This is a genomic window from Brevibacillus agri, assembly GCF_004117055.1.
Lineage (GTDB): Bacteria > Bacillota > Bacilli > Brevibacillales > Brevibacillaceae > Brevibacillus > Brevibacillus agri.
In genome coordinates, this window is record NZ_CP026363.1 from 2,392,935 (window position 1) to 2,419,009 (window position 26,075).

The following is a 26,075-nucleotide window of genomic DNA, read 5'->3' on the forward strand; positions in this document are numbered from 1 at the left end:
ACTAGCAATATGCTGGAATTTGATATGGACATGGAATCCTTTGCACGAATTAAAGTAATTGGATGCGGCGGCGGCGGAAGCAACGCAGTCAACCGCATGATTGCAGGCGGTTTGAAAGGGGTAGAGTTCATCACCTTGAACACCGATGCCCAGGCGCTCCAATTGTCCAGTGCAGACATCAAACTGCAAATTGGCGAAAAACTGACGCGCGGTCTCGGAGCAGGCGCGAATCCTGAAATCGGAAAAAAAGCAGCGGAAGAAAGCCGCGATATGATTGAAAATGCCCTGCGCGGTGCGGACATGGTGTTCGTTACAGCGGGAATGGGCGGAGGAACGGGTACGGGGGCGGCTCCTGTAGTTGCAGAGATCGCCAAGGAACTGGGCGCTCTCACCGTTGGCGTTGTAACCCGTCCGTTTTCCTTCGAGGGCCGCAAGCGTTCCCAGCACGGTGAAGCCGGAATTGCTGCGCTCAAGGAAAAAGTAGACACGCTGATCGTCATTCCAAACGACCGTTTGCTGGAAATCGTCGATAAAAATACGCCGATGCTGGAAGCATTCCGTGAAGCGGACAACATCCTGCGCCAAGGGGTGCAAGGGATTTCCGACCTGATCGCGGTACCGGGGCTTATCAACCTCGACTTCGCTGACGTGAAAACGATCATGACCGAGCGCGGCTCCGCCCTGATGGGGATCGGCGTAGGCAGCGGGGAAAACCGTGCGGCAGAAGCGGCTCGCCGCGCTATTTCCAGCCCGCTTCTGGAGACGTCCATCGACGGCGCACGCGGTGTCCTGATGAACATCACAGGCGGTACGAATCTGAGCCTGTACGAAGTAAATGAAGCAGCCGACATCGTTTCTTCCGCAGCAGACCCGGATGTCAACATGATTTTCGGTGCGGTCATTAACGAAGACTTGAAAAACGAACTGGTGGTTACGGTGATTGCGACCGGCTTCGAGCAAACGCAGCGCGCGGCAGAAGCGCCTCGTCGCCAGCAACAGCCGATCAGCTCGGCCGGCAACCGCCCGACGCCGATTTCCAACGTGAATACGGGTCGTGCGAAGGAAGAAGAGGATGACAAGTCCCTCTTCTCCATGAGCAACCTCGACAACCTCGATATTCCGGCATTTTTGCGCAATCGTCGTCGTAACAAAAAATAGTGTCGCCAAAACGAAAAGCCTTGTTCCCTTACTTGCGGGAACGAGGCTTTTTTTGCGTGCGTAGACCAGAAAGTGTTAGACAAAAAATCCAAAAAAACACCGTCAAGAATTGACAGACTTTACATACACATTGATATATACTGCTTTTACTGATAGAAGCCAGTGTACGTAGGCAGCGCAGCACTGGCCGAAAACACACTTGGCAACTCTTGCAGCTCTCGGATTTTCGCCAAGGCGAAACCAGATCGGAGGTGAGAGCAAGTGGTTGTGTATCTTGATATCATTCTACTCCTCAACCTCGCCATTGATACCTTGTTGCTCTGGTTTACGGCGTATTTTCGCAAAGAGCGCGTGGTGTGGTGGAGAATGATCGCGGCCGCCTTGTTCGGGTGCTCGTATCTGGTCTTTTTCTTTTTCCCGGCGTTTTCATCCATGTATCAATGGTCAGTCAAACTGCTCTTTTCCATTCTCATGCTCTGGATTGCATTTGGTAACAGGAGGTTGTTGTCGTTTGCGCAAAACTTAATCATCTTTTACTTTGTCGCTTTTGTCTTTGGAGGCGGGGTATTCGGTCTGCAATATTTTTTGGCCCCGCAAAACGAAATCGTCAACGGATTGGTTGTGACGCACAATGACGGGTTTGGCGTCGGCTTCAAGCCTACGCTCGCGATTGTTGCCGTCGGCTTCACGCTCGTCTTTTTCCTCGGGAAAAAGAGCTACAAGGCGATCCAGGAGCCGCGCAGGATCGAAACGTTTCTCGTCGATGTCGTCGTGACCATAGCCAAGGAGAAAGTCATTTGCCGCGGTTTGGTGGACACAGGCAATCAGCTCCACGAGCCGATTACGCGTCTGCCGGTCATGATTATCGAAAGTCGCATGCTGGCTCATCTGCTTCCGCCGTCGCTTCTCCGACAAACCGATGAAAACGGTGGAGTGTGGGAGAAGCTGGACGGATCCTGGGATGACCTGCCGATCGAATGGCAGTCTCGCGTGCGCCTGATCCCGTATCGGAGCGTGTCGCGGGGAATGGATTTTTTGCTTGCGATCAAGCCAGATCATGTGTTGGTTGTACAGGAAGGGCTTCGTTATGAAACCGAAAAAGTGCTGATCGGGCTGAACCCGATTCCGCTCTCAGCCGACGGGAAGTACCAAGCGATCGTGCATCCTGCCATGATGGAAGCATATACGCAAGAACCTACCTTTATTCTCAAACAGGAGGGCTAATCATGTATGTAAAACTTCGCCTACAACTCCAGTTGACCTGGTACCGTTTCCTGCTGTGGATTGGTGTACGCGCTGAAGAAGTCTATTATATTGGCGGGAGTGAAGCATTGCCTCCACCGTTGACGCGAGAAGAAGAGGAAGTGCTCCTGGGACGCCTGCCATCGGGCGATCCTGCGGTGCGCGGTATGCTGATCGAGCGCAATCTGCGGCTGGTCGTCTACATTGCCCGCAAGTTCGAAAATACGGGGATCAACATTGAGGATTTGGTCAGCATCGGGACGATCGGCTTGATTAAAGCGGTCAACACGTTTGACCCGGAGAAAAACATCAAGCTGGCGACATACGCCTCCCGCTGTATCGAGAACGAGATTTTGATGTATTTGCGCCGCAACAACAAAATTCGCTCCGAGGTGTCTTTTGACGAGCCGCTCAACATCGACTGGGATGGCAACGAGCTGCTGTTGTCGGATGTGCTCGGCACGGAAAACGACACGATCTATAAAAATATCGAGGACCAGGTGGATCGCAAGCTGTTGAAAAAAGCACTGGATAAGCTGTCCGAGCGGGAACGCATCATCATGGAGCTGCGCTTCGGCCTGGCAGGCGAAGAGGAGAAGACACAAAAAGACGTGGCCGATCTGCTCGGAATCTCCCAGTCGTATATTTCCCGTTTGGAAAAGCGAATTATAAAACGGTTGCGAAAAGAATTCAACAAAATGGTCTAGCGCATATTTTCCCAGCCTCAGGGGATACTGTTCCTAAACCGTAACAGATGGTGGTTTTTGCCACCTTCTTGGCGGCTACGCGTCAGTACGCGGCCTTTCAAGACAACCGGGTTAGGGACTTTTTTCTTGCTTCGAGGAGGGAAAGACGTGACGCGCAATAAGGTAGAGATATGCGGGGTAGATACTTCCAAGCTTCCGGTGCTGACAAACAAAGAAATGCGTGATTTGTTTGAGCGCCTGCAAAGCGGTGAGCTGGCTGCCCGTGAGAAACTGGTCAACGGCAACCTGCGTCTGGTGTTGAGTGTGATTCAGCGGTTCAACAATCGCGGAGAGTTCGTCGACGATCTGTTTCAAGTAGGCTGCATCGGATTGATGAAAGCGATCGACAACTTTGATCTGGGGCAAAACGTGAAGTTCTCTACGTACGCCGTCCCGATGATTATCGGGGAGATCAGGCGCTATCTGCGCGACAACAACCCGATTCGCGTTTCCCGTTCGCTGCGGGACATCGCCTACAAAGCCCTTCAGGTGCGAGACAACCTGACCAACAAGCATTCGCGAGAGCCCACCATTACCGAGATTTCTCAGGAATTGAACGTCGCCAAGGAGGACGTCGTGTTCGCGCTCGATGCGATTCAGGACCCCGTCTCGCTTTTTGAGCCGATCTATCAGGATGGGGGAGATCCCATCTACGTCATGGATCAAATCAGCGATGAAAAGAACAAGGATGTCACATGGGTCGAAGAAATCGCCCTCCGCGAAGGGATGCAACGTCTGGGTGATCGGGAAAAAATGATTTTATCCATGCGCTTTTACGAGGGAAAAACCCAGATGGAAGTAGCAGAGGAAATCGGAATTTCGCAGGCACAAGTTTCCCGGCTGGAGAAGGCAGCCATCGCCCATATGCAAAAGCACGTCCAATCGTAATGAGAAACGACATAGGTCCCGACGGTCTTGTACCGTTGGGTTTTTTTATTCCCGCAGGCGCTCCGCCGCAAAGAGCCGCTCTTGTTTTTTCGGGCCGAGGAGGACATATTCTCCCGCTGGTTCATATACTGAAAGTAACGGAGAAAAGTGGGTGAGGAGAATGGTAAAAATCTCTGACTTCCAGACAAAAGAAGTGGTGAACATCCTGGATGGGAAGCGGCTGGGGACGATATCCGATTTGGAGATTGATCTGCGCCACGGACGCGTGGAAGCGATTGTCGTGCCGGGGCCAGGCAAATTCCTCGGGTTCTTTTCCTCCGGGAATGATTACGTCATTCCGTGGCGCAATATTGTGAAGATCGGGAAAGATGTGGTGCTGGTCCGGATGGAGGAGGCACTCAAGGTAGAAGCCAGAACCTCTGGCGGGGATGAATACAGGGAGTAAAGGGAGAAAGGCGGCAGTTAGCCTTTCTTTTCTTTTCGGCTATGGTATGATAAGCCATATGAGGAAGGTGACAGGATGAGAGAACCGTTTGTCTTGGAAGGGGAAAAATCCATTTTGGCGCTGGCGGACTGGCAAGCGCATTTCCCGGGGCTCGTGGCGGGCTTTACGGTTCGCCTTGGCGGGGAAAGCGAGGAATCGTACGGCTCGTTTAATATGGGACTGCACGTGGGAGACGACCCGGCGCATGTGATCGCGAACCGAAAAAAGCTGGCCGAGCAGGTCGGGATGCCGTTTGAGGCGTGGACATGCGCCGACCAGGTGCACGGCAACCGCGTCTGTCAGGTGACGGCGGGAGGTGCGGGAAAAGAGAGCCTCGGAGACGTCATTGCCGCAACAGACGGGCTGTTCACGCAGCAAAAGGGAGTCTTGCTGACGTCGTTTTACGCTGATTGCGTTCCGCTTTATTTTCTCGACCCGGCATCAGGAGCGATCGGGCTTGCCCACGCGGGCTGGAAAGGGACGGTCGGGCGTATTGCCGAGGAAATGGTGAAGGCGCTGCAAACGCACTATAAGGCGAAGCCGGGGGACATCCGCGTCGCGATTGGGCCATCCATCGGAGGTTGCTGCTACGAGGTGGATGAACGGATCATGACGCAGGTGCGGACGAGTGCGGAAAACTGGAAGACGGCAGTCTCTGCCTCCACAGAAGGGAAGTACATGCTCGATTTGCGGCAGTTAAATACGGAAATTTTGCGGGAAGCGGGGATTTCCCGGGCAAATATGTTGGTGACGGACTGGTGTACAAGCTGCCGGACAGACTTGTTTTTCTCGCATCGAAAAGAAGCCGGACCGGGCAAAATGACAGGACGAATGGCTTCGTATATCGGCTGGAAGGAAACAGAAGGGAGATAGGGCATCGTGAAAATCAAGGAGCAGGAAGTGTTGAAAGAAAGATTGGCGGCGATTGAGACGCGCATTCAGGCGGCTTGCGAGAGGGCGAACCGTCGGCGCGAGGAAGTGAAAATCATCGCTGTGACCAAATACGTCGACGAGCAGGCCATCGGTGATTTGCTGGATGTCGGGATCGAGCATATCGGGGAAAACCGGGTGCAGGATGCCTTGCCGAAATACGAGTTGCACAAAGACAGAGGCATCTGGCATTTTATCGGGCATCTGCAAACGAACAAGGCAAAAGAAGTCGTCGGGCGTTTCCCGTACATTCATTCGCTGGACCGCCTCTCGCTCGCCCAGGAGCTGAATCGCCGAGCCAAGGCGATCGACCAGGTCGTCAACTGCTTTTTGCAGGTCAATATTTCCGGGGAAGAGACAAAATTTGGGCTTAGTCCCAACGATGTATTGGCTTTTTTGCGTGAAACCAGTAATATGAAACATATAAAGATCGTCGGATTAATGACGATGGCGCCTGTTGTCGAAGATCAGGAGGAGGCGCGACCTGTATTTCGCGGACTGTGCGAGTGGAAAGCGCGGATCAATGAATGCGCGTTCCCGCATGCTCACATAGAAGAATTGTCCATGGGCATGTCCAGTGATTTTGAAGTGGCAATTGAAGAGGGAGCTACATATATTCGTCTTGGCTCTGTTTTGGTCAAGCCGGAATAGGGAAGAAACAGACGCGACAACGAGCAGGAGAGGAGGTAGCGTATGGGTGTCATGAACAAATTGATGGGGTTTCTGGGGCTGGATAACGAGGAATACATCGAGGAAACCACGGTAGAAGAGGAACGCGACGAATACGATTCTCACCACAAAAAGCAGCAGCCTGTCAGCCGGGCCAATAACGTAGTGCCGTTCCAAGCGCGGGAAAAGGAGGGAATCCGTTTGATTCTCTGTGAGCCCCGTCATTATAGCGATGCGCAAGACATTGCCGACAACCTTCGTCATCGCAGACCTGTGGTAGTCAATCTGCATCGGGTGGAAAAAGATCAGGCCAAAAGAATTATCGACTTTTTGAGCGGGACGGTTTACGCGCTGAATGGAGACATTCAAAAGGTGGGCGATACGATTTTTGTATGCACCCCGGACCATGTAGATATTCAAGGAACGATCTCCAGCGTTATGGAAGAGTAACGGACTAACACGATAAAAAGGGTGAGCTAATGGCGTACTTGTTTACCATTTTAAATTTTGCTTTTACAGTGTATCAGTACATGATTATTGCCTACATTTTGATGTCATGGGTGCCGCAAATGCGGGCGACTGGCATCGGCCAACTGCTGGAGAGACTGGTAGAGCCTTATCTGGCTCCGTTTCGCCGATTTATTCCCACACTCGGTTTCATTGATATTTCGCCCATCGTCGCTTTGATTGCCCTTCGCTTTGCCCAGTATGGCTTGTTCAGCATTCTGGAAAAACTGCTGTAGGACGAGTGCTATGAGCGTATTCGATCATTTTGCAAAAGAAGAACGTCCCTTTGTGGAACGGGCGCTGGAAATGCTGACGCTGGTAGAGCGTAAGCAGGCCATGCGCCTTACTGATTTTGTGGATCCACGGCAATGGCACATTATGAAAAGCCTTACGTCGCAAGTGCGCGATGTGAAAATTTCCGCGAGCGGCGGCTATGAAGGCGCCGAGCGGGTGCGCGTCCTCATTCATCCGGAGTACATCGAAGTGGAGCCCGAGGACTTCCGGCTTGCCCTGTTGGCAATCAAGGCAGACCAGCGCTTCCACACCCTGGAGCATCGCGATGTGATGGGAGCGCTGCTGCATGCGGGGATGAAGCGGGAAAAGTTCGGCGACATGCTGACGGACGTCGGGACATGCTATGCGATTGTGGCCGAGGAAGTCGCGGATTTTGTCTGCACGCAGGTGACGCAGATTCACCGGACCTCGGTGCAGTTTGAACGCGTGGCGTGGGAGTCGTTTACCCCGCCTGCGACCCGCTTTGCCGAAAAAACGATCACCGTGCCTTCGCCGCGAATTGATGCGGTAATCGGGGAAGTGCACAATATGTCCCGGGCCAAGGCACTGGTGCCGATTCGCGCGGGCAAAGTCAAGGTCAACTGGAAGGTTACGGAAGATCCTTCGACCCAATTGCAGCAAGGCGACATGGTGTCGCTCGCCGGATACGGGCGGTTTAAAATTTTGGAGATAGCCGGCCCGACGCGCAGCGGAAGACTGCGCATGATTGTCGGACTGGTTACATAAAATGAACGAGGGCGCAAAAAAATGTAAAATAAGGCAGGAAACAATGTCGATTCTGTCGAAAACATAAGTACGAATTATCGGGAAAAGTGGGGGGTTCATGTGCCATTAACGCCATTGGATATACACAATAAAGAATTCAGCACAGGCTTTCGCGGCTACAACATTGACGAAGTGAACGAATTTCTCGATCAGGTCATCAAAGACTTTGAACTCCTGATTAAAGAGAAAAAGGAAATGGAAGAACGGATCGCCATTCTCAATGAGCGTGTGGACCACTATAAGAGCCTGGAAGAAAACTTGAGCAAGTCGATTCTCGTCGCTCAGGAGACGGCGGAGGATGTCAAGTCCAATGCCCGCAAGGAAGCGCAACTGATCTTGAAGGAAGCCGAGAAAAACGCGGACCGGATTGTCAACGAAGCCTTGGCGAAGTCTCGCAAAATTGCGATTGAAATCGAAGAATTGAAAAAACGCGCGTCCGTTTACCGCATGCGCTTCCGCACGCTGCTGGAGGCCCAACTGGAAATGCTGGAGCACGGAGCATGGGACGACATCGAGCAGGCGGATTCTGCGGTAGTTGTTGAATAAAACATTGACGTTGTGCCGATGATGGTACTATAATGAAAAACAACTTTTTCGAAAACATTAATCCATATCACGACAAGACGATGAACGGGAAGAGTACGCGGAAACAGCACTGTCAAAGAGAGTCGGGAACAGGTGAAAGCCCGACCAGTCGCCTCTGCTGAAAATCACCCGGGAGTTCAAAATCCGAAAGCTTGGCCGCACGTTGTTGAGGCAGGCAAGTAAGTGAGCGCGTCATTCCCGTTACGAATGAACGAGTGGAACGAATCCCTCTGCATGTTTGCCGACGGGTTTGTTCAATCAGGGTGGTACCACGGGAGCCTTCTCTCGTCCCTTTTTTGGGATGAAGGAAGGCTTTTATTTATTTTTAGGAGTGAAGCAGGCTATGGACTACAGCAAAACCTTATCGCTACCGAAAACCGATTTCCCGATGCGCGGCAACTTGCCGACACGCGAGCCGCAAATCCAGGAGAAGTGGGAAGAGCAAAACATTTATCAACAAGTGCTGGCCCGCACGGAAGGACGCCCTTCGTTCGTTTTGCATGATGGCCCTCCTTATGCGAACGGAGACATCCACATCGGGCACGCGCTGAATAAAATTCTCAAGGACTTCATCGTTCGCTACAAGTCCATGGCAGGTTTCTACGCGCCGTACATCCCGGGCTGGGATACGCACGGCTTGCCGATTGAGCAGGCGATTGTCAACGCTCAAGGACTGGATCGCCGCAACATCGAGGTCAACGACTTCCGCAAGCGCTGCGAAGAGTACGCCTGGTCCTACATCGACAAGCAGCGCGATCAGTTCAAGCGACTGGGTGTTCGCGGCGACTGGGAAAATCCGTATGTCACGCTTTTGCCTGAGTACGAAGCCAACCAAATTCGCGTGTTCGGCGAGATGGCGAAAAAAGGCTACATTTACAAAGGACTTCGCTGTGTCTACTGGTCTCCGTCTTCCGAGACGGCACTGGCTGATGCGGAAATCGAATACAAAGACAAGCGTTCTCCTTCCATCTACGTAAGCTTCCAGGTCGTAGATGGCAAAGGCAAGCTGGATACCGAAACAGGCGTTGTCATCTGGACGACCACACCGTGGACGATCCCGGCAAACCTGGCGATCTCGCTTCATCCTGAACTGGAGTACAGCGTCGTCAAAACCGATGGCCGCAAATTCCTCGTGGCAAACGGCCTGATCGAAGCAGCCAGCAAGGAAATCGGCTGGGAAAACGTAGAAGTTCTCGCCAGCTTCAAAGGACAGGAGCTGGAGGGCGTAGTGACGAAGCATCCAATCTACGACCGTCCATCGCCGCTGATTTTGGGCGAGCACGTGACACTGGATGCCGGTACAGGCTGCGTGCATACCGCTCCTGGACACGGGGAAGACGACTTCGCTGTCGGACAAAAATACAATCTCGGCGTGCTTTGCCCGGTTGACCACGAAGGAAAAATGACCAGTGAAGCTCCTGGTTTTGAAGGTCTTTTCTACGAAGATGCCAACAAGGCGGTCACCGAGAAGCTGAAAGAAAACGGAGCGCTCCTGAAGCTTAACTTCTTCACGCACTCCTACCCGCACGACTGGCGGACGAAAAAGCCGGTGATTTACCGCGCGACCGAGCAATGGTTCGCTTCCATCGACGGCTTTCGCGAGCAAATGCTCGAAGCGATCAAAAACGTGAAATGGATTCCGCATTGGGGAGAAACCCGTCTCGCGAACATGATCGCCGACCGCGGCGACTGGTGCATTTCCCGCCAGCGCGTCTGGGGCGTTCCGATTCCGATTTTTTATTGCAAATCGTGCAATGAGCCGATCATCAACGACACGACGATCAACCACATTGCCGAGCTGTTCCGCAAAGAAGGCTCCGCTGTCTGGTTTGCCCGCGAAGCAAACGAGCTGATTCCGGAAGGGCTTGCTTGCAGCAAGTGCGACTGCAAAGATTTCCGCAAAGAAACAGACATCATGGACGTATGGTTCGACTCCGGTTCTTCCCACCAGGCGGTTCTGCGCGAGCGCGGCATCGCATGGCCGGCTGACATGTACCTGGAAGGCTCCGACCAATATCGCGGCTGGTTCAACTCTTCGCTGTCCACAGGCGTTGCCGTCTATGGCACGGCACCGTACAAGGCGGTACTGAGCCACGGCTTTGCTCTCGACGGAGAAGGACGCAAAATGTCCAAGTCGCTCGGCAACGTGGTTGTGCCGCAGCAAGTCATCGACAAGCTGGGCGCCGACATCCTGCGCCTGTGGGTAGCTTCGGTTGACTACCAGGCAGATGTGCGCATTTCCGATGCGATCCTGAACCAGATCGCCGAGGTGTACCGCAAAATCCGCAACACGTTCCGCTTCCTGCTGGGCAACCTCGATGGATTTGACCCGGCGAAAGACCGCGTAGCGTATGAGCAACTGGGCGAGCTGGACCGTTATGTCTTGGCAAAAGCAGCGAAGGTCGTCAAGCGCTCCCGCAAGGCGTATGACGAATACCAGTTCCATACCGTTTTCCATGCGGTGCACAACTTCTGCGTGATCGACCTGTCTGCTTTCTACCTGGACATCTGCAAAGACCGTCTGTACGTCGAAGCGCCTGACAGCGTAAAACGCCGCGCTGCCCAAACGGTCATGTACGATTGCCTGCTCAGCCTGGTGAAGCTGGTAGCGCCGATTTTGCCGCATACCGCCGACGAGGTATGGTCCTTCATCCCGGGCGTGACCGAGCCAAGCGTGCAGTTGACCGACATGCCGGAAGGCGACGAGCAGCACCTGAGCTTCTCTGCCGAAGCGGAAAGCAAATGGGACGCGTTCCTCGCTGTCCGCGACGAGGTGCTCAAAGCGATGGAAGAAGCGCGCCGCAACAAAGTGTTCGGCAACTCCGTCGACGCGAAGCTGGCGCTCTATCCGCAAACAGAGGAAGCAGCAAAAGCATTGGCAGCCATGGACGATCTGGCCGACCTGTTCATCGTCGCTCATGTCGACCTGCACGCCCAAGGCGAAGCCGCTCCGGCAGAAGCTGCCCAACTCGAAGGCATCGCGGTTGTCGTCTCCGCGGCTGACGGCCAAAAATGCGAACGCTGCCGCGTCGTGAAGCAGGACGTAGGCGCCCGCGAAGCGCATCCATCTATCTGCGTGCGCTGCGCAGATATCGTGGAGCAGCATTATGCGCATGTAGCTGAATCGTAATTTCAGATGTTTTTTCAGGACCTGTCATTCCTAAAGGGATGGCAGGTTTTTTCGGTCCCAACTATGGTCGAACTATGGTCGAAGATTTTGGTGCAAATTATTAACAAAATTGCAAAATATTAATTTACGATAAAGTAAATGACTATGTCATAATAACCACAAATGGGTTTAGTTGGTAATTTTTTCTGTCAATGGACCGAGGCAGCTTTGTTTCGGTCCGTTTTTCCGTATGATTGGAGGGTTTGGGGATGAAAAAATACTTGGTGTTTCTTCTGGTAATCATCCTTTTGTCAACGGCTTGTCAGACGGTGAATGAAGTACCTGTAAAAAAGGAAACACCGCATTTGGCCGTTATCAAAGATAGGGGGAAAGCCAATGTCGTCATCTTGAATAAAGACTACAAGGTCGTAGGGGAAAAGAAAATCGGCGAATTTCTGATTGATGGGCAGGTGGATGGGCAGACCTTGTACGCGATTGACTGTGGAATTGAGCCGGCGTTGAAAAACTTGTATGCCATAAACGTCCATGATCTCTCGTATCAAACGCTAACCTTGCCCTACATTCCCCAGAAAATATTTATTCATGATCGGGTAGCCTATATCGCTTCCTCTTCGGTCCAACAATCTGGCTTTCCGTTTATGCTTGTCGATTTGGAATCTTTTTCGCTGATTGACACGTTTACGGTTCCCGGCGCTGTCAGTTCCTTCATCCCCGAAGCGAATGGAGTCACGATGCATGTCAATGCGGGAGGACCGAACAAATTTGGCCCGTATGCCAAAAAAGTTCGCGTGGGGAAAGGGACAGCCGGAAAATACGAAATACTGGAAACGAAAGACACACCGCAAGAGCTTCCTCCTACCAATGTCATTTCGTATCCGGAAAAAAATATCGCGGTCTATGCGGGATTCGCCAAAGGGCCAAAGCCGAGATGGGTAAAGCAGCCAGAAGCCTATACAAGTAAAATAAAAGTGTTGGACAAAAAGAATGATTCCGTTTTACAGGAAATCGATCTGGAAGAGTCGTTCCCGCAGCAGATTGTGCAGAAGGACGATCTTGCTTTTATCAATCATTATACGGATTTGGATATGAGCGGGGAGATGATTTCCGTCTACGACTTGAAAACAATGAAGCTGATAACCAAGATTCGCTCGGAAACCCCGTCTTCCATTGCCCTGGCTGGCTCCCATCTTCTTGTTGCGAATTTTGTGCCGGGAACGGTAAGCGTGATTGATACGCAGGAGCGAAAGCAAATACAGCAAGTGGACGTTGGCGAGTGGCCGACAAAAGTGCTGGTTGTTCCAGACTCAAGCAATCCCATACCGAAAGAATAATGAAACGGCCCTTCACTAACAGGGCTGTTTTTTGCTGCGCGGTTTTTCCGTTGCATAAGCAAATTTTTTAAGCCTCGCCGAACAACTACAAGCCCCTGACGAGGAAAGAGGAGAAATCCGCGAAAGCTCTTTGGGGTCCCGACCGAGGCGGAGTGGAAAAAACGAAACACGCTTTTAAGCGTCCACGCTGAGAAGCATCCTGAGTCAACCACTTTGGACGCGGTTTCGTTTTTTCCACGGAGCCGGGCAGCAAAGCTTCCTGCAGGGGCCCCAAGAAGCTACAGCGATTTCTCCTCTTTCCTCGCCTCCAGGGAAGCAACGATTAAGAAGCTTTTAAAAAAGAAAACCGAGCGAACACCAAAAGCTGCTATACCTGACAAAACAGCAACGAACAATCCGCAAGCCGAGGTTGACAAGTAAGCTTGACGGAGCCAGGGTCTTGCAGAGCACGAGAACCGAACGAACAAGCCACACCCATACCCTTCCCCAATCACTTCAAACGGTTATTTCCCGCCTGCAAAGCCATACTACCAGTTGAGGAAACCAAACAAAGGTGGTGGCCGACGTGGACCCAAAAATGCTGGCCAGCTTCAGGGAAAAGCTGCTTGCGCAGAAAAAAGAACTCGAAGACCGCGTACAGGATCATTACGGCATGCGAGAGCCGATGACGACCTCCTTGCAGGAATTTTCCATGTACGATAACCATCCGGCCGACATCGGCAGCGAGCTGTTTGAACGGGAAAAAGACCTCGCCCTCGACAGCCTCGACCGCGAGACATTAAAAGAAATCGAACAGGCGCTGACCCGCATGGAAGAAGGGACATACGGGCTGTGCACCGTCTGTGGCGAGCCGATTCCTGCCGAGCGACTCGAAGCCTTGCCCCAGGCGCAGACGTGCAAGGAACACGCGCCTGCGCCCCATGTGAACGAATCCCGGCCGATCGAGGAAGAGTTTTTGCAGCCCCCGTTTGGCCGCACGTCGCTCGACGAAAAAGAAGGGCAAAACGGCTTCGACGGGGAAGACGCCTGGCAGATCGTCGAGTCGTGGGGCACATCCAGCACGCCGTTCTCCTTCCAGGACAGCGATAAAGCCGACTATGGCGAAATGTACATCGAAAGCGACGAGCCGGATGGGTACGTCGAAGCCGTAGAAGAAATCGGCTACACCGATATCGACGGCTACCATGGTCCCGACAGCGTGCACTTCATGCGCAGCGAAACATACGAAGACTACATGCACAAAGGCGAAGGAAAAGGCAACTTCCTCCCCTACGACGAGTATGAGTCGCAAAACGAACCGCGCGAGGGGCGCGATGGCGTGGAATGACCGCAGTCTGCTGATCGAACGCGTCGAGACTTATCCGCTGTTGCACCGCTTGACGCAAGCCTACGGGGACGCCAACGGGTACAAGCGCTACCGCAGCACGTACCTCATCCGCATCATCACGCAAGCCGGGATCGATGGCTGGGGCGAAATTGTCGATTGGCTGCCCACCCTGGACCGCGGGTTTCGCGAGCGGATCGTCCCTTTTTTGCTCGGCAAGCATGCGTCCAGCCGGACACAGATCGCAGCGATCGTCAACAAATGGCACCAGCGATCGGCAGCAGGGGTCAGCATGGCGTTGACAGAGATCGTCGCCAAGGCAGCGGGGATGTCGGTCTGCCAGCTATGGGGCGGGGCGCTCCACCGGACCATTCCCGTCTACGCATCCTTTCAGTCGTATGCGGAGCGCGAGGACTGGATGACGCACTCGCTCAACCAGGTGGCAGCCGCTCTCGCAGCAGGATTCACCAGGTTCAAGGTAAAAATCGGCGGCCGCTCCGTTCGAGAAGATCAGGCGCACATTGTTCAGTTGATGGACATGCTCTCGCCGGAGGTACAGGTGGCGCTTGACGCCAACCAAAGCTACGATCTGGCGACCACCAGACAGTGGACGCGCATAATCGAGCGCTATCCGAACTGGCTGTGGCTGGAAGAGCCGATGCCGATGGAGCGCACGGAAGAATACGCCAAGCTGCGTGCCGCATTGCCCATTCCGCTTGCGGGCGGGGAAAACCTGGTCCGCTGTGCGCAGTTTTTGCCGCTATTCAAAGCGGGGGCGCTCGATATCGCACAGCCGGATTTGCTGCACACAGAAGGGATCGAGAGCTACCGGACCCATCTGCAAATGGCGCGGGAATTTGGCTATCGCGTGTCGCCGCATTCGTTTGATGGCGGGCTGGCTCGGCTGTACACGCTGTTCGCGCAAGCATGCTTGCCTGCCTGGAGCAAAATGGACAGCGAACAGATCGAGCCAGTCGAGTGGGATGTCATGGAAAATCCGTTCACACACCTCTTTCCGCTGTACCCAGTCAACGGTGAAGTAGCCATCCCGAGCGGAGTGGGGATCGGCATGGAGCCGAATTGGGAGATTATCAACGCCACGCGCTGGGATGGCAGCGCATATGCGTGAGACGAGGAGTTTCGTATGGCGCAAAATGCGAAAAACCTGATTGGGCTGACAGGGATTCCGTTAGTCATGGTGCTTGGCAACTCGATGCTCATTCCCGTCCTGCCCACGATGAAAAACAAGATGGAGCTGACTTCGCTCCAGACCAGTCTGTTGATTACGGCTTTTTCCATTGCCGCCGGAATCGTGATTCCGCTGGCTGGATACTTGTCTGACCGTTTTGGCCGCAAAATCGTCATCCTGATCTCGCTCGCCCTGTACGGGACGGGCGGGCTGTTGGCGGGGCTTGCGGCACTCTGGCTCGATCAGCCGTACATGCTCATCATGGGCGGGCGCGTCCTGCAAGGGATCGGCGCAGCCGGGACAGCGCCGATTGCCATGGCGCTGGTCGGCGATCTGTTCGAGGGAGCGTCAGAGAGCAAAGCGCTCGGCCTGATGGAGACATCGAACGGGATGGGCAAAGTGCTCAGTCCCATTTTCGGGGCGCTGCTTGCGCTCATTTCCTGGTACATGGTCTTTCTCGCTTTCCCGATCATTTGCGGCGTCGTCCTTGTGCTGTTCCTGTTTTTGACCAAGGAAAAGAAGCAGGAGCGGCAGCCGCTTCCGGTCAAGCAGTATTTGCACAGAATCGCACAGGTGTTTAAGCAGCACGGCAAATGGCTCGTTCCCGCGTTTTTTATCGGCAGCATCTGCCTGTTCACGCTGTTTGGCGTTCTGTTCTACCTGTCTGATCTGCTGGAGGAAAAATACAAGATCGACGGCGTCATCAAAGGCGGATTTTTGGCGATTCCGCTGCTCGTCATGAGCATCGCTGCCTATGTGACAGGGCTGATTATCAAAAAGAAGCTAGGCCTGATGCGCCTGTTTGTGATCGTCGGGATGTTTCTGCTCGCGGCGTCGTACGTTCTCGCCAGCTTTGTAAAAGGCGCCTATGCGCTGATCGGCATTCTCATCATCGGCAGCATCGGTACAGGCATGATTTTGCCTTGCCTGAACTCGATGATTGTAGGAGCGGTGCAAAAAGCGGAGCGGGGCATGATTACGTCTTTGTACAGCGGCGTCCGCTTTATCGGCGTGGCTGTCGGGCCGCCGATTTTCACCTGGCTGCTCGGCATCTCCCGGACGGTCATGTTTTTCTCGATTGCCGGCTTGTCGCTTGTCTTCGCGATTTTGGCCATTTTTTTCTTGAAGCCGAAGCAGGCCGAACAAGGCGGGCAAAACCAGGAGCAGGATGCTGCCAAAGAGCGCGAAACGAAGGCGTGGCGGCAAGTGTCAGAGGTGCTCGGGATCGAGCCGGGGACGCAGCAGGAAAAGCGGCGGGCGCGGGCGATCGAGAAGTACGGCTTCGATGTGAACGACTTGTTTGCACGTATCTTGTCCGGGAAAAAAGAAAAGGAAAAAAACTGAAACAGGCAGCCCTGCGCAGCTCTCCCTCAGGAAAATGGGGATCGAAGCAGCAGCAGGGACGTGCCTGTTTGTTTGTGTGAACAGCTTATGCGCTTATGGTCAGGAGCGGACAGATGGGGCAGCAAACGGATGCAGCAACGCTCTTTCCAGCGTCCGAGGATAGACATCGTCGCGCAAAATGCGGCTGAACTGCCCGTCGCTTTTGATATCACGCGGAATGGTGTCGAAGAGGACTGTTTCCGTCACGTCAGAGCCAGAAGGCGTCGCAGCGTATGTAAGCACTTTTGCGATGTAGATGTCTTTTCGCTGTCCGCCGGCAAGCGTGTACTGGCCGATTCGCTCAATGCCTTCCAGCACAGCTCCCGTCTCTTCGTACACTTCCCGGACGGCAGCGGCGAGACTGCTTTCGCCAGGCTCGATTTTTCCTCCGGGCAGCTCTACGCCCCGGCTGCGGTGGCGGGTAAACAGCAGCTTTCCGTCATAAAAAGGGAGAATGAGCACGTGGCCTGCCGGATGAAGGCGATATTCGTCGGGGTCAAAGGTCAACTGCACAGGCAAACCGAAATCATCTGAAAAAGCGTACAAGAACAGCTCTCCTTTCTACGATCAGAACGGGGTAGATGAGCGATATTGCATGGAAATATGCTTGACTGCTTTCATCGCTTGCCCGACAGCGAGGGACAGGCTGGCATAGGCGGCTCCATTGGTGGCGTCACCCGTGCCGTAAATCCACGAATCGTCCGCGCGCTGAAATTCATCTGTTTTCAAATACCCTTCGCCAAACGTGGCAAGGCCGCCCAGCCCTGCGCAGTTGCCATGGACGCCGATGCGCGGCAAAATCCAGTCGACGGCCAGCGTTGGCGGATTTTCAGGCCGTCGCGAGGCCAGCGTCAAGCACAGCCGCTCTCCTTCGTCCTGGTAGCCTGTTACTTCCGTCTCCCACAGCAAAGACAAATTGGGCAGCCCCGCGATTTTGCGCAGCCACTCGGGGCGGGCGCGCAGATGGTTGCTGCGGATCAGCAAGTAGACATGGCGCGCATGCCTGGCGAGATTGACGGCGCTTTCCAGCGCGCGATCCCCTCCGCCGATGACGGCAAGCGCCAGCCCTGCGACCGATGTAGCTTCCGCTGTAGAGGAAAAAGCGGGGGGCAGGACGCGCTTGCAGCCGTTGAGGGCCGGGATCTCATTGGGGGTAACGCCCGTAGCGATAAGCAGATAGTCGACGCGATAGGCAGTCTTGGAGGTCGTCACGATGTGCGCATCGCGGTCAATGGCTAACAGCTCTTCTCCCAGCCGGACATTCAGGTTTTGGATGGTAGGATGCTGGTACAACTCGTCGAGAAGCGAAGCGCCCCGAGGGTACACCCGCGGAGGAAAATCCCAGATTTCATTGTGAATCTGGTGCAATTGCCCTCCGAGCCGATCCGATTTTTCCACCAGCAAGCAAGACAACCCCAATCGTTGGCACCAAATAGCGGCAGACAAACCCGCGATGCCGCCGCCTGCGATCAGCACCTGTACGTGTTCCACTCTCCAGTCCCCCGATCTTTTCTGTTTCCGATTTCCCAATAGTTTTAGACTACCTGTTTCGTTTCCGGAGTGCAAGGACTCACCGCCAAAACGACAAAACAGGTGCGTGGCCTTGACCGTCACCTACAATTTGACAGCAAAATGTGGTAAAATGGGACATGGTTTTCCAGAATAATAGAAAAATTGAACGGAAATGTTGGCACCATGGGAAAAGGAGTGAACCTGCGTGCAGGCCAAGAACGAAAAACAAGTGGCTCCTGTGAAGACGCCGCGGAAACGAAAAAAACGCGGACAGCGATCCAAGCGGATGTATCTGCTTCTGGCTGCGTGCCTGTTCCTCTGTTTGCTTGCGGTCGGGGCGGGGTATGCCTTGAACCAGGTGGACAAAACATTGGAGGACGTGACGAAAAACCCGTACAAGCTTCCCGATCAGCCAGTCGTGGAGCAGCCGTATGAGGAACAGAAATCCATTTCCTTTGTCATCGTCGGATTGGACACGCGCGCCAACATCGGGATGCTGAACACCGATGTGCTGGTCGTCGCTGTCGCTAACCCTGTCACGAAAAAGGTAACGATGGTGTCGCTGCCCCGTGACACGCGGGTCCAAATTCCTGGCGAGCCAGGCTATCACAAGATTAACGAAGTTTTTTCGATTGGCGAAGGGAAAAAGAAATTGGCGGAGAGCAAAGGACAGCCTGTCACGGAAAATGGCATGACGGTGCTGAAAAAGACGCTGGAGCACATGCTCGGTGTCTCGGTCAATCACTACGTCCAGCTCGACTTCGAAGGTTTTACCGCTGTGGTCGACAAGCTCGGCGGCGTCAAGGTAGACGTGGACCGCGACCTGGTGTACGAGCTGCCCAAGCAGGGCGTCTACCGCAGCTTGAAAAAAGGCACGCAAGTATTGAACGGCGAGCAGGCGCTTGGCTTCGTCAGACACCGGATCGACAGACGCGGCAGCGCCTACAACTCCAGCGACTTCGACCGCAACCGCCGCCAGCAGCAGGTCATTCGCGCTGTCGCGGACAAAATGGTTTCGATGGACGGAATTACCCACTTGACGGAGGTAATGGCGACCGTCGGCAAGCATATCAAAACCGATCTGTCCAAAGACCAGATCAAAGGGCTGGCCATGGACTTTGGCAGCATCTCTTCCGACAATATCGTCTCGTTGGAAAACGGCGCGATCTGGAGCTTTCCGTACTCTCTGTGGCCGAAGGAGAACATGCAGGCGGTCCGCAGCACGCTGCAGAAAGAGCTGGGAGTGGCAGAAGCCAGCGACAAGCTCAGCGATGCGGCGGTAGCGGAAATAGCCAAAGTCGAGATGAAAACAGAGACCAGACCGCAAACTACGAAGCCGTCGACCTCTTCGCAATCGGAAGTAGCGAAGCCGCAGCCGCAGAAGCCGTCGACTCCGGCGCCAAAACCGCAGCCGAAGCCAGAGACGCCAGCAGAGCCGACACCTGTGCCGGGTGGAGAAGCAGGCCAGGACAGCGAGTCGTATCCGAGCGACATGCCGCCGCCTGATATTCTCGCGCCGCCAGCTCCTGCGCCAGATGGCGGGGGCAGTGGGCAAACGTAACGATTTTTTTGCACCCTCCGCAAAGCCGGGCACATATACTGCCAGGGAGCGGAAGCGCTGCCCGCTTTCGGGAAGGGGGCGATGTTCTTTGAAAAATTGGCAGGAGACGATGAAGCAACTGCAAAAGGCATCGCAAAGCCTGGCAAAGCTGAACCTGGACAAAGACCATCCGTGGGGGGCCTTGCGCCAGATGAACCAGATCATGGATGCGAATTTTTGGGAAAACATTGCGGCGCTCAGCCAAAAATCGCCGAACCAGTCGCCGAGCACGGCCGCGAAAGTCGTGCCGACCATCCAAAAAAACCGGAAAAAGCCAGCAACGGATAGGCCGCTGCGGGTGGTGCAGGTCGAAGAAACCGAGGGCTACCCGCCGACGGATGTGTTCCTGGCGGAGCAGTCCGTGATCGTATGCTGCGAGCTGCCGGGCTTTGCGCGCGACAGCCTGGAGCTTTCGCTTGTCGAACAAAAAGTGCTCGAAATCAAAGGGCTGGTCAAGGAGCCGGACTACAAAGGCTCATGCGTGCAGGCGGAGAGAAGCTACGGTTCGTTTCACCGCAAGATCGAACTGCCTGCTCCGGTGATCGCCAAAGGGATGAGAGCCCAGTACCAGGATGGCTTGCTGGAAATTTATTTGCAGCGCGATGCCGATTACCGCGAACGAAAAACAACATTCAAGGCGAAGCTGTAGAGGAGGGACTTTTCGGCCCTCCTCTTTTCCTTTTCCCGCAACTTGCAAGGGACGGGGGAGCATGTCCGCGCCCAAACAAAAACAGTGCTAATGTAAGCCATTAACACTGTCCGTTCATATATTGCCAACCAGCGGCTGATCGACGATGCTCGGATCGAGCGTATTGGTTGCGTTGGCGCCGTTGATCGTGTTCACGACGTTGCCCGTATTGCCGCCACCGGAACCGGAGAAAGTCTTGGATGCGGTTTTGGGCGAGATGTTCAAGGTGTCCCCGAAGTTGACAGTCCCGGAGTTGCTGTTGATGTTGACCGCTCCGACCACGGAAGGCACGGCTAGCTCCTCCTCTCGCGCTTGGGCTCGTCGCGAAGCAGTTGGCGGATGGTTTTCACGCGAGTCTCCAAGGTCAGGCAGTCGGTTGAGCCGATATGGATCAGCGACGATGCCGCAGTAAACGGTACGTCGACCTTTTTGACGTGAATGCGGGGACAGTCGTGAAACGTATCGAGGCAAATCGGCTCGGCAGGGCAAGGAGCGGGTAACGGCACGGAAAAAACAGCGTAATCGGCAAATTCAAATTCGTGCTGGTAAAAAATCGCTTTTTCCCGTTGGACCGCCAAAATGTTGGAGCGGGCGTTGACTTCCTTCGAGTCCCCGATCTGCAAGACAGAGGAGGAGTCGATGGAAATGCTGTTCAGCTTCTTGACATGGCTCGTTCTGCGGTGCATCAATAGGAACCTCCTCAAGGTGGAGTGAGCGCCGTATCAACCGGAATCGCTCCGAGAATCATCGACTCGGGTGGCGTTTCGTAGGACGAGAGCAGCGTGACCGTTGTCGTGTCGCCGATAAACAGGGAGGCGGACGACGACAGGGCATCGATCGAAACGCTGCGCACGCAAATGTCGCTGTTTATCACTTGGTAGATCATATCAGGGTTCGTTCACCTCGCGCGGGAGATTTTTGACAAAGCCTTCACACGTTTTTTCGATATCGCGCTTGACCTTCTGGACGATTTTTCCCGCCCAGACGTCGATCTGTTCAGGCTCCCATTCATCGGTCTGAAGCTGATTGACATAATAACGGATGCGTTGGTCGATCTGCTTCTTGATATCCTCCAAAATAAAATCGCGATAGTCGTCATTGAGCGGATAACCGCACTCTTCCTCGATTCGTTCCAGCACATGGTAGGCGTCCGCTTTCAGGTAACGGTAAATTTCTTTTTGCACTCGTTCGAACAAAGGCGTGTTCTTTTTCTCCCCGTTTGGCACATCCATGCTCTGGTTAATGGAAAAATCGCCGATGCCGGAATCGTTGCTCTTCGGATTAAGCCCGATGTTGAGCGTTCCTTCCAACCGTTCGACTTTCAGCAGATCAAATTTGTATTCGTTTTTGATGACGGAAGGAACCTGCTTTTCCTTTAACTCTTTGACATCCTGTTGCAGTTCTTCTATCATTTGCTTCATTTTTTCCATTTTTTTGTTCTGCGTTTGTATATAGTCATGTAACTGTTGCAAATACTGCATCATTTCGGGACCCATGTACATGACGATCATCCTTCTTCATCAAACGTAAAGCCGGTTAGCGGGAAGGCGAAACCAAAGGCACAAGCGGAATGAACTCCTCTGACGAAGTCTCGGGCAATGGCCCCGCAGGGGGAGCCGGCTCTGTGAATCCGCCTGTGTTGTACATTTGGGATAACGGTTTAATCATACCTGCACTGCCAATTTGGCAAACCGACGAGTTGGTGATGCCATCAATTTTCAAGTTGTGGATGACGATGTTTTGATGAACGAAAAAGTTCATGAAAAATCCCGTCCCTTTGCCGCCGGATCGCTTGTATCCTCTACAAAGATCGGCAGCTCGTTGCCCGCTGTCTCATTGACGTAGACGACGCTGCGGGGAATCTTGAACGAAAGATTCGTTCCGGAGTTGAACGATCCGCCGCCAGCAAAAGTTTTGGAGTAGCTGACAGGCGAGATTTTGCGGACGTCTCCGACATTGAAGACGCCGCTTATGCTGTTTACGTTGATGACTCCAACAATAGCTGGCAGCTTCGACACATCCCCTCGGAAGAGTCCTTTTTGTATTGTATGTGTGACGGCACTGGGTGTTCATACCTGTTTTTCGCGCTTTTGCGGTTCGCACCGGGCAGCGTGGGCATACGATACATGAGCGACAGGCAGAAGAGTTTTGCAGGGATGGAAAAAGGAGGGGAAACGCGATGAACATGAAGGTCAACAACAAAAAAATCGCCGTGGGAGAAATCAAGATGGGCGGCGTGCAGCAGTCATCGCTCGTGCTGATCGGGGACGCGGACGTCATCAGTTGCTCGTCGGTTTTTGACACGGCAGACGACTCGCTCATTTTCAGCAAAGACGTTCCGATCCGGCCGACCACACCAACGAGACGAGGCGACTGATCGCCTCGTCTAGCTTGCGGACGCGTATTTGCTCTGGTAGTGGCTAAGGGCGAGCAGCGGCCAAATCCAGCGATAGCTGTGATAGGCAAAATAAGTGCCGCCGGGGCGTCCGCCGCCCGTCGGATAAGCGGTGGTCCAGTCTGCCGCCTGGCTTTGCCTGGATAAATAGTCGATGCCGCGCTCAATAGCCGGAGTTGGCCGGGGATGTACGGCGATCAGGGCATCGAGCGCCCATGCCGTTTGCGATGGCGTGCTGGCGCCGAGGGGGGCGTACATTTTTTGCTCGTCGCTGTGGCACGATTCGCCCCAGCCGCCGTCGGCATTTTGCTGTCGCGTCAGCCAGTCGACCGCTTTCTGGACCGCCGGATGAGCGGGGGAGACGCCGACTGCCATCAGCCCGGTGAGCGCCGCCCACGTCCCGTACAAATAGGCGATGCCCCATCTGCCGTACCAGGAGCCGTCTATTTCCTGGCGGGCGAGCAGCCAGCGAACCGCCTTCTGGACAGGCGCGTCGTTCTCTTTGTACCCGGCGTAGCGGCCGAGAAACTCCAATGTTCTTCCGGTCAAATCGGCCGAGGACGGGTCGGTGCTGACCGTGTCTGCGCCTTCGATCGGCAGGCTGGAAATGAGCGGGGAGTCCGTGTTTTTTTCGAAGGCAGGCCAGCCGCCATCGTCGTTTTGCATGGACAACAGCCAATCCAGCCCGCGCTTCCAGGCGCCAGCGGTTGCTTTATCCAGGCGGGACTGGCTGCGTAGAGCGCGCAAGGCCGCTGTCGTGTCGTCGATATCCGGATTCATCGTATTGTAGTCCGAAAAGCCCCAGCCGCCAGGAACCCCTCCCGGATTGCGAATTTTCCAGTCTCCGTACGTATGTTGCTGTTTTTTTGAGCAAATAGCGGTTCGCCCGCTGGATGGCAGGGTGGCTTGCGGGCAGGCCGCTTTGCTGCAAGGCGTGCGACAGCAGCGCCGTGTCCCAGACGGCAGAGGTCGCCAGTTGCAAGTGCGCGCCTTCCGCCGTTTGGCAGACCGAATCGCGCAAACCTGACATCGCTTTTGCGATCAGCGGATCACGCAAAGAGTAGCCGCGGGCGAGCAAGGCAAAAATCATGAAAAACGTCGAGGTCGAGTAGTTGTACAGCGTCCCGTCTGCCTCCACGCGCGCGAGGATAAACTGCTCCAATCTGCGCAAGGATAGCTCGTGCAGCAGGCCGGGTAAAAACGGCAAGCGCAACACGTACTCGTGGATAGAGGACAAAAAGCTTTGTCCGTCCCGCGTGAAGCGCTCCAGCAGCCGATGGGGATAGACGCCGGGAGCGATGGAAGGGTTCACATACAAATCGGACAGATCGGGGGTATCCGCCGTCACGTTGACGTATTTGCGGTCAGCGACAATCATCATCGGCGCCAGATGCACACGGGCGTACCCGACAAAATCGTAAAAGCTGATCGGAGAGCTAGGAGGCAAGAGCGCAATTTCTACAGGCACGAGAAAATGAGCGGGCCACTTGTACTGCCCCGCCAAGGCAGCGGCAAACTTCGTCAGCAGGTTCGCCTCGCTCAAGCCGCCTTTGCCGCGAATAAACGCGCGAGCGCGAGCCATCCGCGGCTCCTTTTTTTCATAGCGACGCGAGAGCAGCAGCGCATAGTAGCAATCTACAGTCGTCGAGAGATTTCCCTCGGCCTCGTCCGGGTACAGCTTCCATGCGCCATTTTCTTGCTGAAGGGCGGTGATCCGCGCAGTCAGCCCGTCAATGAGCCGCTCATCATCAATCCCGAGCGTCCGCAATAAGATAATCATGTGGGCGTCTGTCGTCGGAGAGCTTTCCAGACAGAAGCGCCAGGAGCCGTCCTGCTGTTGGCTGTGCAGGACAACAGACTGAATCTGGCTGATTTCTTCGCGTACTTCGCGCAACGAAAACCACCTCCATGTAGAAAACTTGGCTGCGCCAAGCCGTTGGCGCAGCCTTCGTTGCCCTTATACTGGATAAGAATTTTATCCATTCTTATCTGTACAAAAAATGCGTTCGCCAGGCAGGAGGGATCTGTATGGGATGGTCATGGCATGCGAATCCGGCTCTATGGCCGCTCGCACGCGAGCTAGCGAAAGCAAAAGAAGCGAGGCAGGCAGCCAACTCCCTCGCCACAACAGAACAGGACACGATCGCCGAAATCAGGCGCAAGACAGCAGCGAGCAACGCCGACAACCTGGACCGAACGAGCGCCTATTTGACATTTTTTCACAAGCATCCGGAAGTTCACTGGTCCCTTTTGGCGCACCTCGTATCGCGCAACGCCGGCTGGAGCATGACCGATCTTCGCGGCGAGCTATTGCCGCAGTTGCTTCCCGCAAAAGTACAGCACGACTATTTTGCGTTTTTGGAGCGGGGCAACTGGCTGATTTTTCAAGATGCGTACCCTCAATTATTACTGTATGAGGAGAGCCTGAAGCGACAGACCAACCTTTTTCACCTTCTTCCCGAGTTGGAAGTCTCTGTGTTCATGCAGGCTGTCTGGAACCATTTCTGGAAAACAGGCGACAGCAAGCTGCTTTCGATCGGCCTGATTGTGAACGAACAGCATTATTTGCAGACGCACATGATGGGCGACGAAGCCTATCAGACTACTGTGGTGAAGACACTGCCGTTTGCTTTGCAGGAGGTACTGCGGCTCAATCTGATCCTGTTTCCGTACCGGGCGGCGGGCCAGGAGGACGGAGCATTGCGGCTTGCAGGCGAACCTGTTTTTCATTTTGCTTCCTTGGCAGAGCGCATCGAGCTGGGGAAAAGACTGTACAGCCTGCTGTTTTGCGACAACGAGATCAAGGAAGGCGCAATAGCGTGGGCCAGCCACAAGCCGCATACCGGCTCCCGCAAAGACTTTTGGCCGCATCTGTTCCACGATTTGCGCGAGACGGCACCCGGCAAGCCGTACCAGAAAAAACTGGCGAGCTGCCAGCTTTTGCCGGGCGCCCGGCGGTTGTATTCCCCCGCCCTGCGGCAAGCCTGGAAGCCAGTCCGGCACGAGCCGCCGACGGCAGTGGATTGGTACCCGGCCACAAAAGGCGTCGTGCACAAGCTCGTTTTGTCACGGGACCAGTCGACTTTTTCCCGGGCAGAGGACGCGTACTGCCAGGCGCCGGAAAAAATCGAGCGGGCGGTGCTGGCAAAAGCGAAGCTGCTTGGCTCGTAACAGCGGCGCCTGATAAGCTGTTGCCAATTTTTTCAGCTTCGCTTGCCGAATGTAGTAGAATAGGAAGAGAGATTACACACGTAG

The 26,075-nt window shown here is 54.4% G+C and carries 28 protein-coding genes, 1 pseudogene and 1 other annotated feature; of the genes and pseudogenes, 20 read left to right on the plus strand and 9 right to left on the minus strand.

The annotated features are described in order from the left end of the window. Positions 1-9: 9 nt before the first annotated feature. The 16 genes from ftsZ (at position 10) to BA6348_RS12085 (ending at position 16,586) form a co-directional block, all read left to right on the plus strand. Positions 10-1,158, plus strand: a complete 1,149-nt coding sequence (gene ftsZ / locus BA6348_RS12010; protein WP_007784216.1) for a cell division protein FtsZ — start codon at positions 10-12, stop codon at positions 1,156-1,158. A gap of 261 nt (positions 1,159-1,419) precedes the next feature. Next, complete coding sequence (spoIIGA, locus tag BA6348_RS12015; RefSeq protein ID WP_005832960.1) at positions 1,420-2,382, plus strand: sigma-E processing peptidase SpoIIGA; 963 nt, start codon at positions 1,420-1,422, stop codon at positions 2,380-2,382. A 2-nt stretch (positions 2,383-2,384) separates the two neighbouring features. Beyond that, positions 2,385-3,107: an RNA polymerase sporulation sigma factor SigE gene (gene sigE, locus BA6348_RS12020; RefSeq protein ID WP_005832959.1), complete on the plus strand. Its 723-nt coding sequence runs from the start codon at positions 2,385-2,387 to the stop codon at positions 3,105-3,107. 147 nt (positions 3,108-3,254) lie between these two features. Beyond that, positions 3,255-4,034: an RNA polymerase sporulation sigma factor SigG gene (sigG, locus tag BA6348_RS12025; protein ID WP_005832957.1), complete on the plus strand. Its 780-nt coding sequence runs from the start codon at positions 3,255-3,257 to the stop codon at positions 4,032-4,034. Between the two features lie 160 nt (positions 4,035-4,194). Beyond that, positions 4,195-4,479, plus strand: coding sequence for a YlmC/YmxH family sporulation protein (locus BA6348_RS12030; protein WP_005832955.1), 285 nt, complete (start codon positions 4,195-4,197; stop codon positions 4,477-4,479). A gap of 75 nt (positions 4,480-4,554) precedes the next feature. After that, the gene (pgeF, locus tag BA6348_RS12035) at positions 4,555-5,391 is read left to right on the plus strand and encodes a peptidoglycan editing factor PgeF (RefSeq protein WP_122952814.1); all 837 of its coding nucleotides are present in this window, start codon (positions 4,555-4,557) and stop codon (positions 5,389-5,391) included. A gap of 6 nt (positions 5,392-5,397) precedes the next feature. Beyond that, complete coding sequence (locus BA6348_RS12040) at positions 5,398-6,099, plus strand: YggS family pyridoxal phosphate-dependent enzyme (protein WP_122952813.1); 702 nt, start codon at positions 5,398-5,400, stop codon at positions 6,097-6,099. A 42-nt stretch (positions 6,100-6,141) separates the two neighbouring features. Further along, on the plus strand, positions 6,142-6,567 hold the full coding sequence (locus BA6348_RS12045; protein WP_005832949.1) for a cell division protein SepF: 426 nt from the start codon (positions 6,142-6,144) through the stop codon (positions 6,565-6,567). Between the two features lie 29 nt (positions 6,568-6,596). Continuing rightward, a complete protein-coding gene (locus BA6348_RS12050; protein WP_005832947.1) occupies positions 6,597-6,860 on the plus strand; it encodes a YggT family protein in 264 nt (87 codons plus the stop codon). Positions 6,861-6,870: 10 nt separating this feature from the next. Further along, positions 6,871-7,644, plus strand: coding sequence for a YlmH family RNA-binding protein (locus BA6348_RS12055; protein ID WP_007784233.1), 774 nt, complete (start codon positions 6,871-6,873; stop codon positions 7,642-7,644). 99 nt (positions 7,645-7,743) lie between these two features. Then, positions 7,744-8,229, plus strand: coding sequence for a DivIVA domain-containing protein (locus BA6348_RS12060; RefSeq protein ID WP_007784235.1), 486 nt, complete (start codon positions 7,744-7,746; stop codon positions 8,227-8,229). 71 nt (positions 8,230-8,300) lie between these two features. Continuing rightward, positions 8,301-8,564 (plus strand) — a binding site (T-box leader). A gap of 47 nt (positions 8,565-8,611) precedes the next feature. Further along, complete coding sequence (ileS, locus tag BA6348_RS12065) at positions 8,612-11,398, plus strand: isoleucine--tRNA ligase (RefSeq protein WP_122952812.1); 2,787 nt, start codon at positions 8,612-8,614, stop codon at positions 11,396-11,398. 248 nt (positions 11,399-11,646) lie between these two features. Continuing rightward, positions 11,647-12,729: a YncE family protein gene (locus tag BA6348_RS12070; protein ID WP_122952811.1), complete on the plus strand. Its 1,083-nt coding sequence runs from the start codon at positions 11,647-11,649 to the stop codon at positions 12,727-12,729. Between the two features lie 565 nt (positions 12,730-13,294). Next, the gene (locus tag BA6348_RS12075; protein ID WP_007784242.1) at positions 13,295-14,056 is read left to right on the plus strand and encodes a TraR/DksA C4-type zinc finger protein; all 762 of its coding nucleotides are present in this window, start codon (positions 13,295-13,297) and stop codon (positions 14,054-14,056) included. Next, on the plus strand, positions 14,043-15,182 hold the full coding sequence (locus BA6348_RS12080) for a mandelate racemase/muconate lactonizing enzyme family protein (protein WP_005833433.1): 1,140 nt from the start codon (positions 14,043-14,045) through the stop codon (positions 15,180-15,182). The genes BA6348_RS12075 and BA6348_RS12080 overlap by 14 nt, the downstream gene beginning before the upstream one ends. A 15-nt stretch (positions 15,183-15,197) precedes the next feature. Continuing rightward, positions 15,198-16,586 (plus strand): MFS transporter, encoded by a 1,389-nt coding sequence (locus BA6348_RS12085; RefSeq protein ID WP_007784246.1) that lies wholly within the window; start codon positions 15,198-15,200, stop codon positions 16,584-16,586. Between the two features lie 99 nt (positions 16,587-16,685). Here the strand turns inward: BA6348_RS12085 and BA6348_RS12090 are convergent, their stop codons facing one another. After that, a complete protein-coding gene (locus tag BA6348_RS12090) occupies positions 16,686-17,171 on the minus strand; it encodes an NUDIX domain-containing protein (protein ID WP_122952810.1) in 486 nt (161 codons plus the stop codon). 21 nt (positions 17,172-17,192) lie between these two features. Continuing rightward, on the minus strand, positions 17,193-18,116 hold the full coding sequence (locus BA6348_RS12095) for an NAD(P)/FAD-dependent oxidoreductase (RefSeq protein ID WP_005833428.1): 924 nt from the start codon (positions 18,114-18,116) through the stop codon (positions 17,193-17,195). 226 nt (positions 18,117-18,342) lie between these two features. Here BA6348_RS12095 and BA6348_RS12100 point away from each other — a divergent pair, with 226 nt between their 5' ends. Together BA6348_RS12100 and BA6348_RS12105 are read left to right on the plus strand one after the other, a co-directional pair. Then, on the plus strand, positions 18,343-19,698 hold the full coding sequence (locus tag BA6348_RS12100) for an LCP family protein (protein WP_005833426.1): 1,356 nt from the start codon (positions 18,343-18,345) through the stop codon (positions 19,696-19,698). An 88-nt stretch (positions 19,699-19,786) separates the two neighbouring features. Further along, complete coding sequence (locus BA6348_RS12105) at positions 19,787-20,386, plus strand: Hsp20/alpha crystallin family protein (RefSeq protein WP_005833425.1); 600 nt, start codon at positions 19,787-19,789, stop codon at positions 20,384-20,386. A gap of 114 nt (positions 20,387-20,500) precedes the next feature. Here BA6348_RS12105 and BA6348_RS12110 read toward each other — a convergent pair whose 3' ends face one another. The 6 genes from BA6348_RS12110 to BA6348_RS12135 are packed head-to-tail and all read right to left on the minus strand — an operon-like array spanning position 20,501 to position 22,443. After that, positions 20,501-20,716, minus strand: coding sequence for a spore germination protein (locus BA6348_RS12110; protein WP_005833423.1), 216 nt, complete (start codon positions 20,714-20,716; stop codon positions 20,501-20,503). Positions 20,717-20,718: 2 nt separating this feature from the next. Next, positions 20,719-21,111 carry a spore germination protein GerPE gene (locus BA6348_RS12115; protein ID WP_122952809.1) on the minus strand — a complete coding sequence of 131 codons (393 nt, stop codon included), beginning with the start codon at positions 21,109-21,111 and terminating at the stop codon, positions 20,719-20,721. A gap of 14 nt (positions 21,112-21,125) precedes the next feature. Then, positions 21,126-21,311 carry a spore gernimation protein gene (locus BA6348_RS12120; protein WP_122952808.1) on the minus strand — a complete coding sequence of 62 codons (186 nt, stop codon included), beginning with the start codon at positions 21,309-21,311 and terminating at the stop codon, positions 21,126-21,128. 1 nt (position 21,312) lies between these two features. Next, the gene (gene gerPC, locus BA6348_RS12125) at positions 21,313-21,927 is read right to left on the minus strand and encodes a spore germination protein GerPC (protein WP_005833417.1); all 615 of its coding nucleotides are present in this window, start codon (positions 21,925-21,927) and stop codon (positions 21,313-21,315) included. A gap of 34 nt (positions 21,928-21,961) precedes the next feature. Next, positions 21,962-22,186, minus strand: coding sequence for a spore germination protein GerPB (locus BA6348_RS12130; RefSeq protein ID WP_122952807.1), 225 nt, complete (start codon positions 22,184-22,186; stop codon positions 21,962-21,964). Continuing rightward, positions 22,183-22,443 (minus strand): spore germination protein, encoded by a 261-nt coding sequence (locus BA6348_RS12135; protein ID WP_005833413.1) that lies wholly within the window; start codon positions 22,441-22,443, stop codon positions 22,183-22,185. Before BA6348_RS12135 ends, BA6348_RS12130 begins: the two co-directional genes overlap by 4 nt. A gap of 161 nt (positions 22,444-22,604) precedes the next feature. On the opposite strand from BA6348_RS12135, the gene BA6348_RS12140 reads away from it, so the two are divergent. Next, positions 22,605-22,802 carry a hypothetical protein gene (locus BA6348_RS12140; protein ID WP_005833411.1) on the plus strand — a complete coding sequence of 66 codons (198 nt, stop codon included), beginning with the start codon at positions 22,605-22,607 and terminating at the stop codon, positions 22,800-22,802. A 9-nt stretch (positions 22,803-22,811) separates the two neighbouring features. On the opposite strand, the pseudogene shc reads toward BA6348_RS12140, so the two are convergent. Further along, positions 22,812-24,730 (minus strand): annotated as a pseudogene (gene shc / locus BA6348_RS12145) (squalene--hopene cyclase). A 118-nt stretch (positions 24,731-24,848) separates the two neighbouring features. On the opposite strand from shc, the gene BA6348_RS12150 reads away from it, so the two are divergent. Continuing rightward, positions 24,849-25,991, plus strand: coding sequence for a DUF2515 family protein (locus BA6348_RS12150; RefSeq protein WP_122952806.1), 1,143 nt, complete (start codon positions 24,849-24,851; stop codon positions 25,989-25,991). Positions 25,992-26,075: the final 84 nt, after the last annotated feature.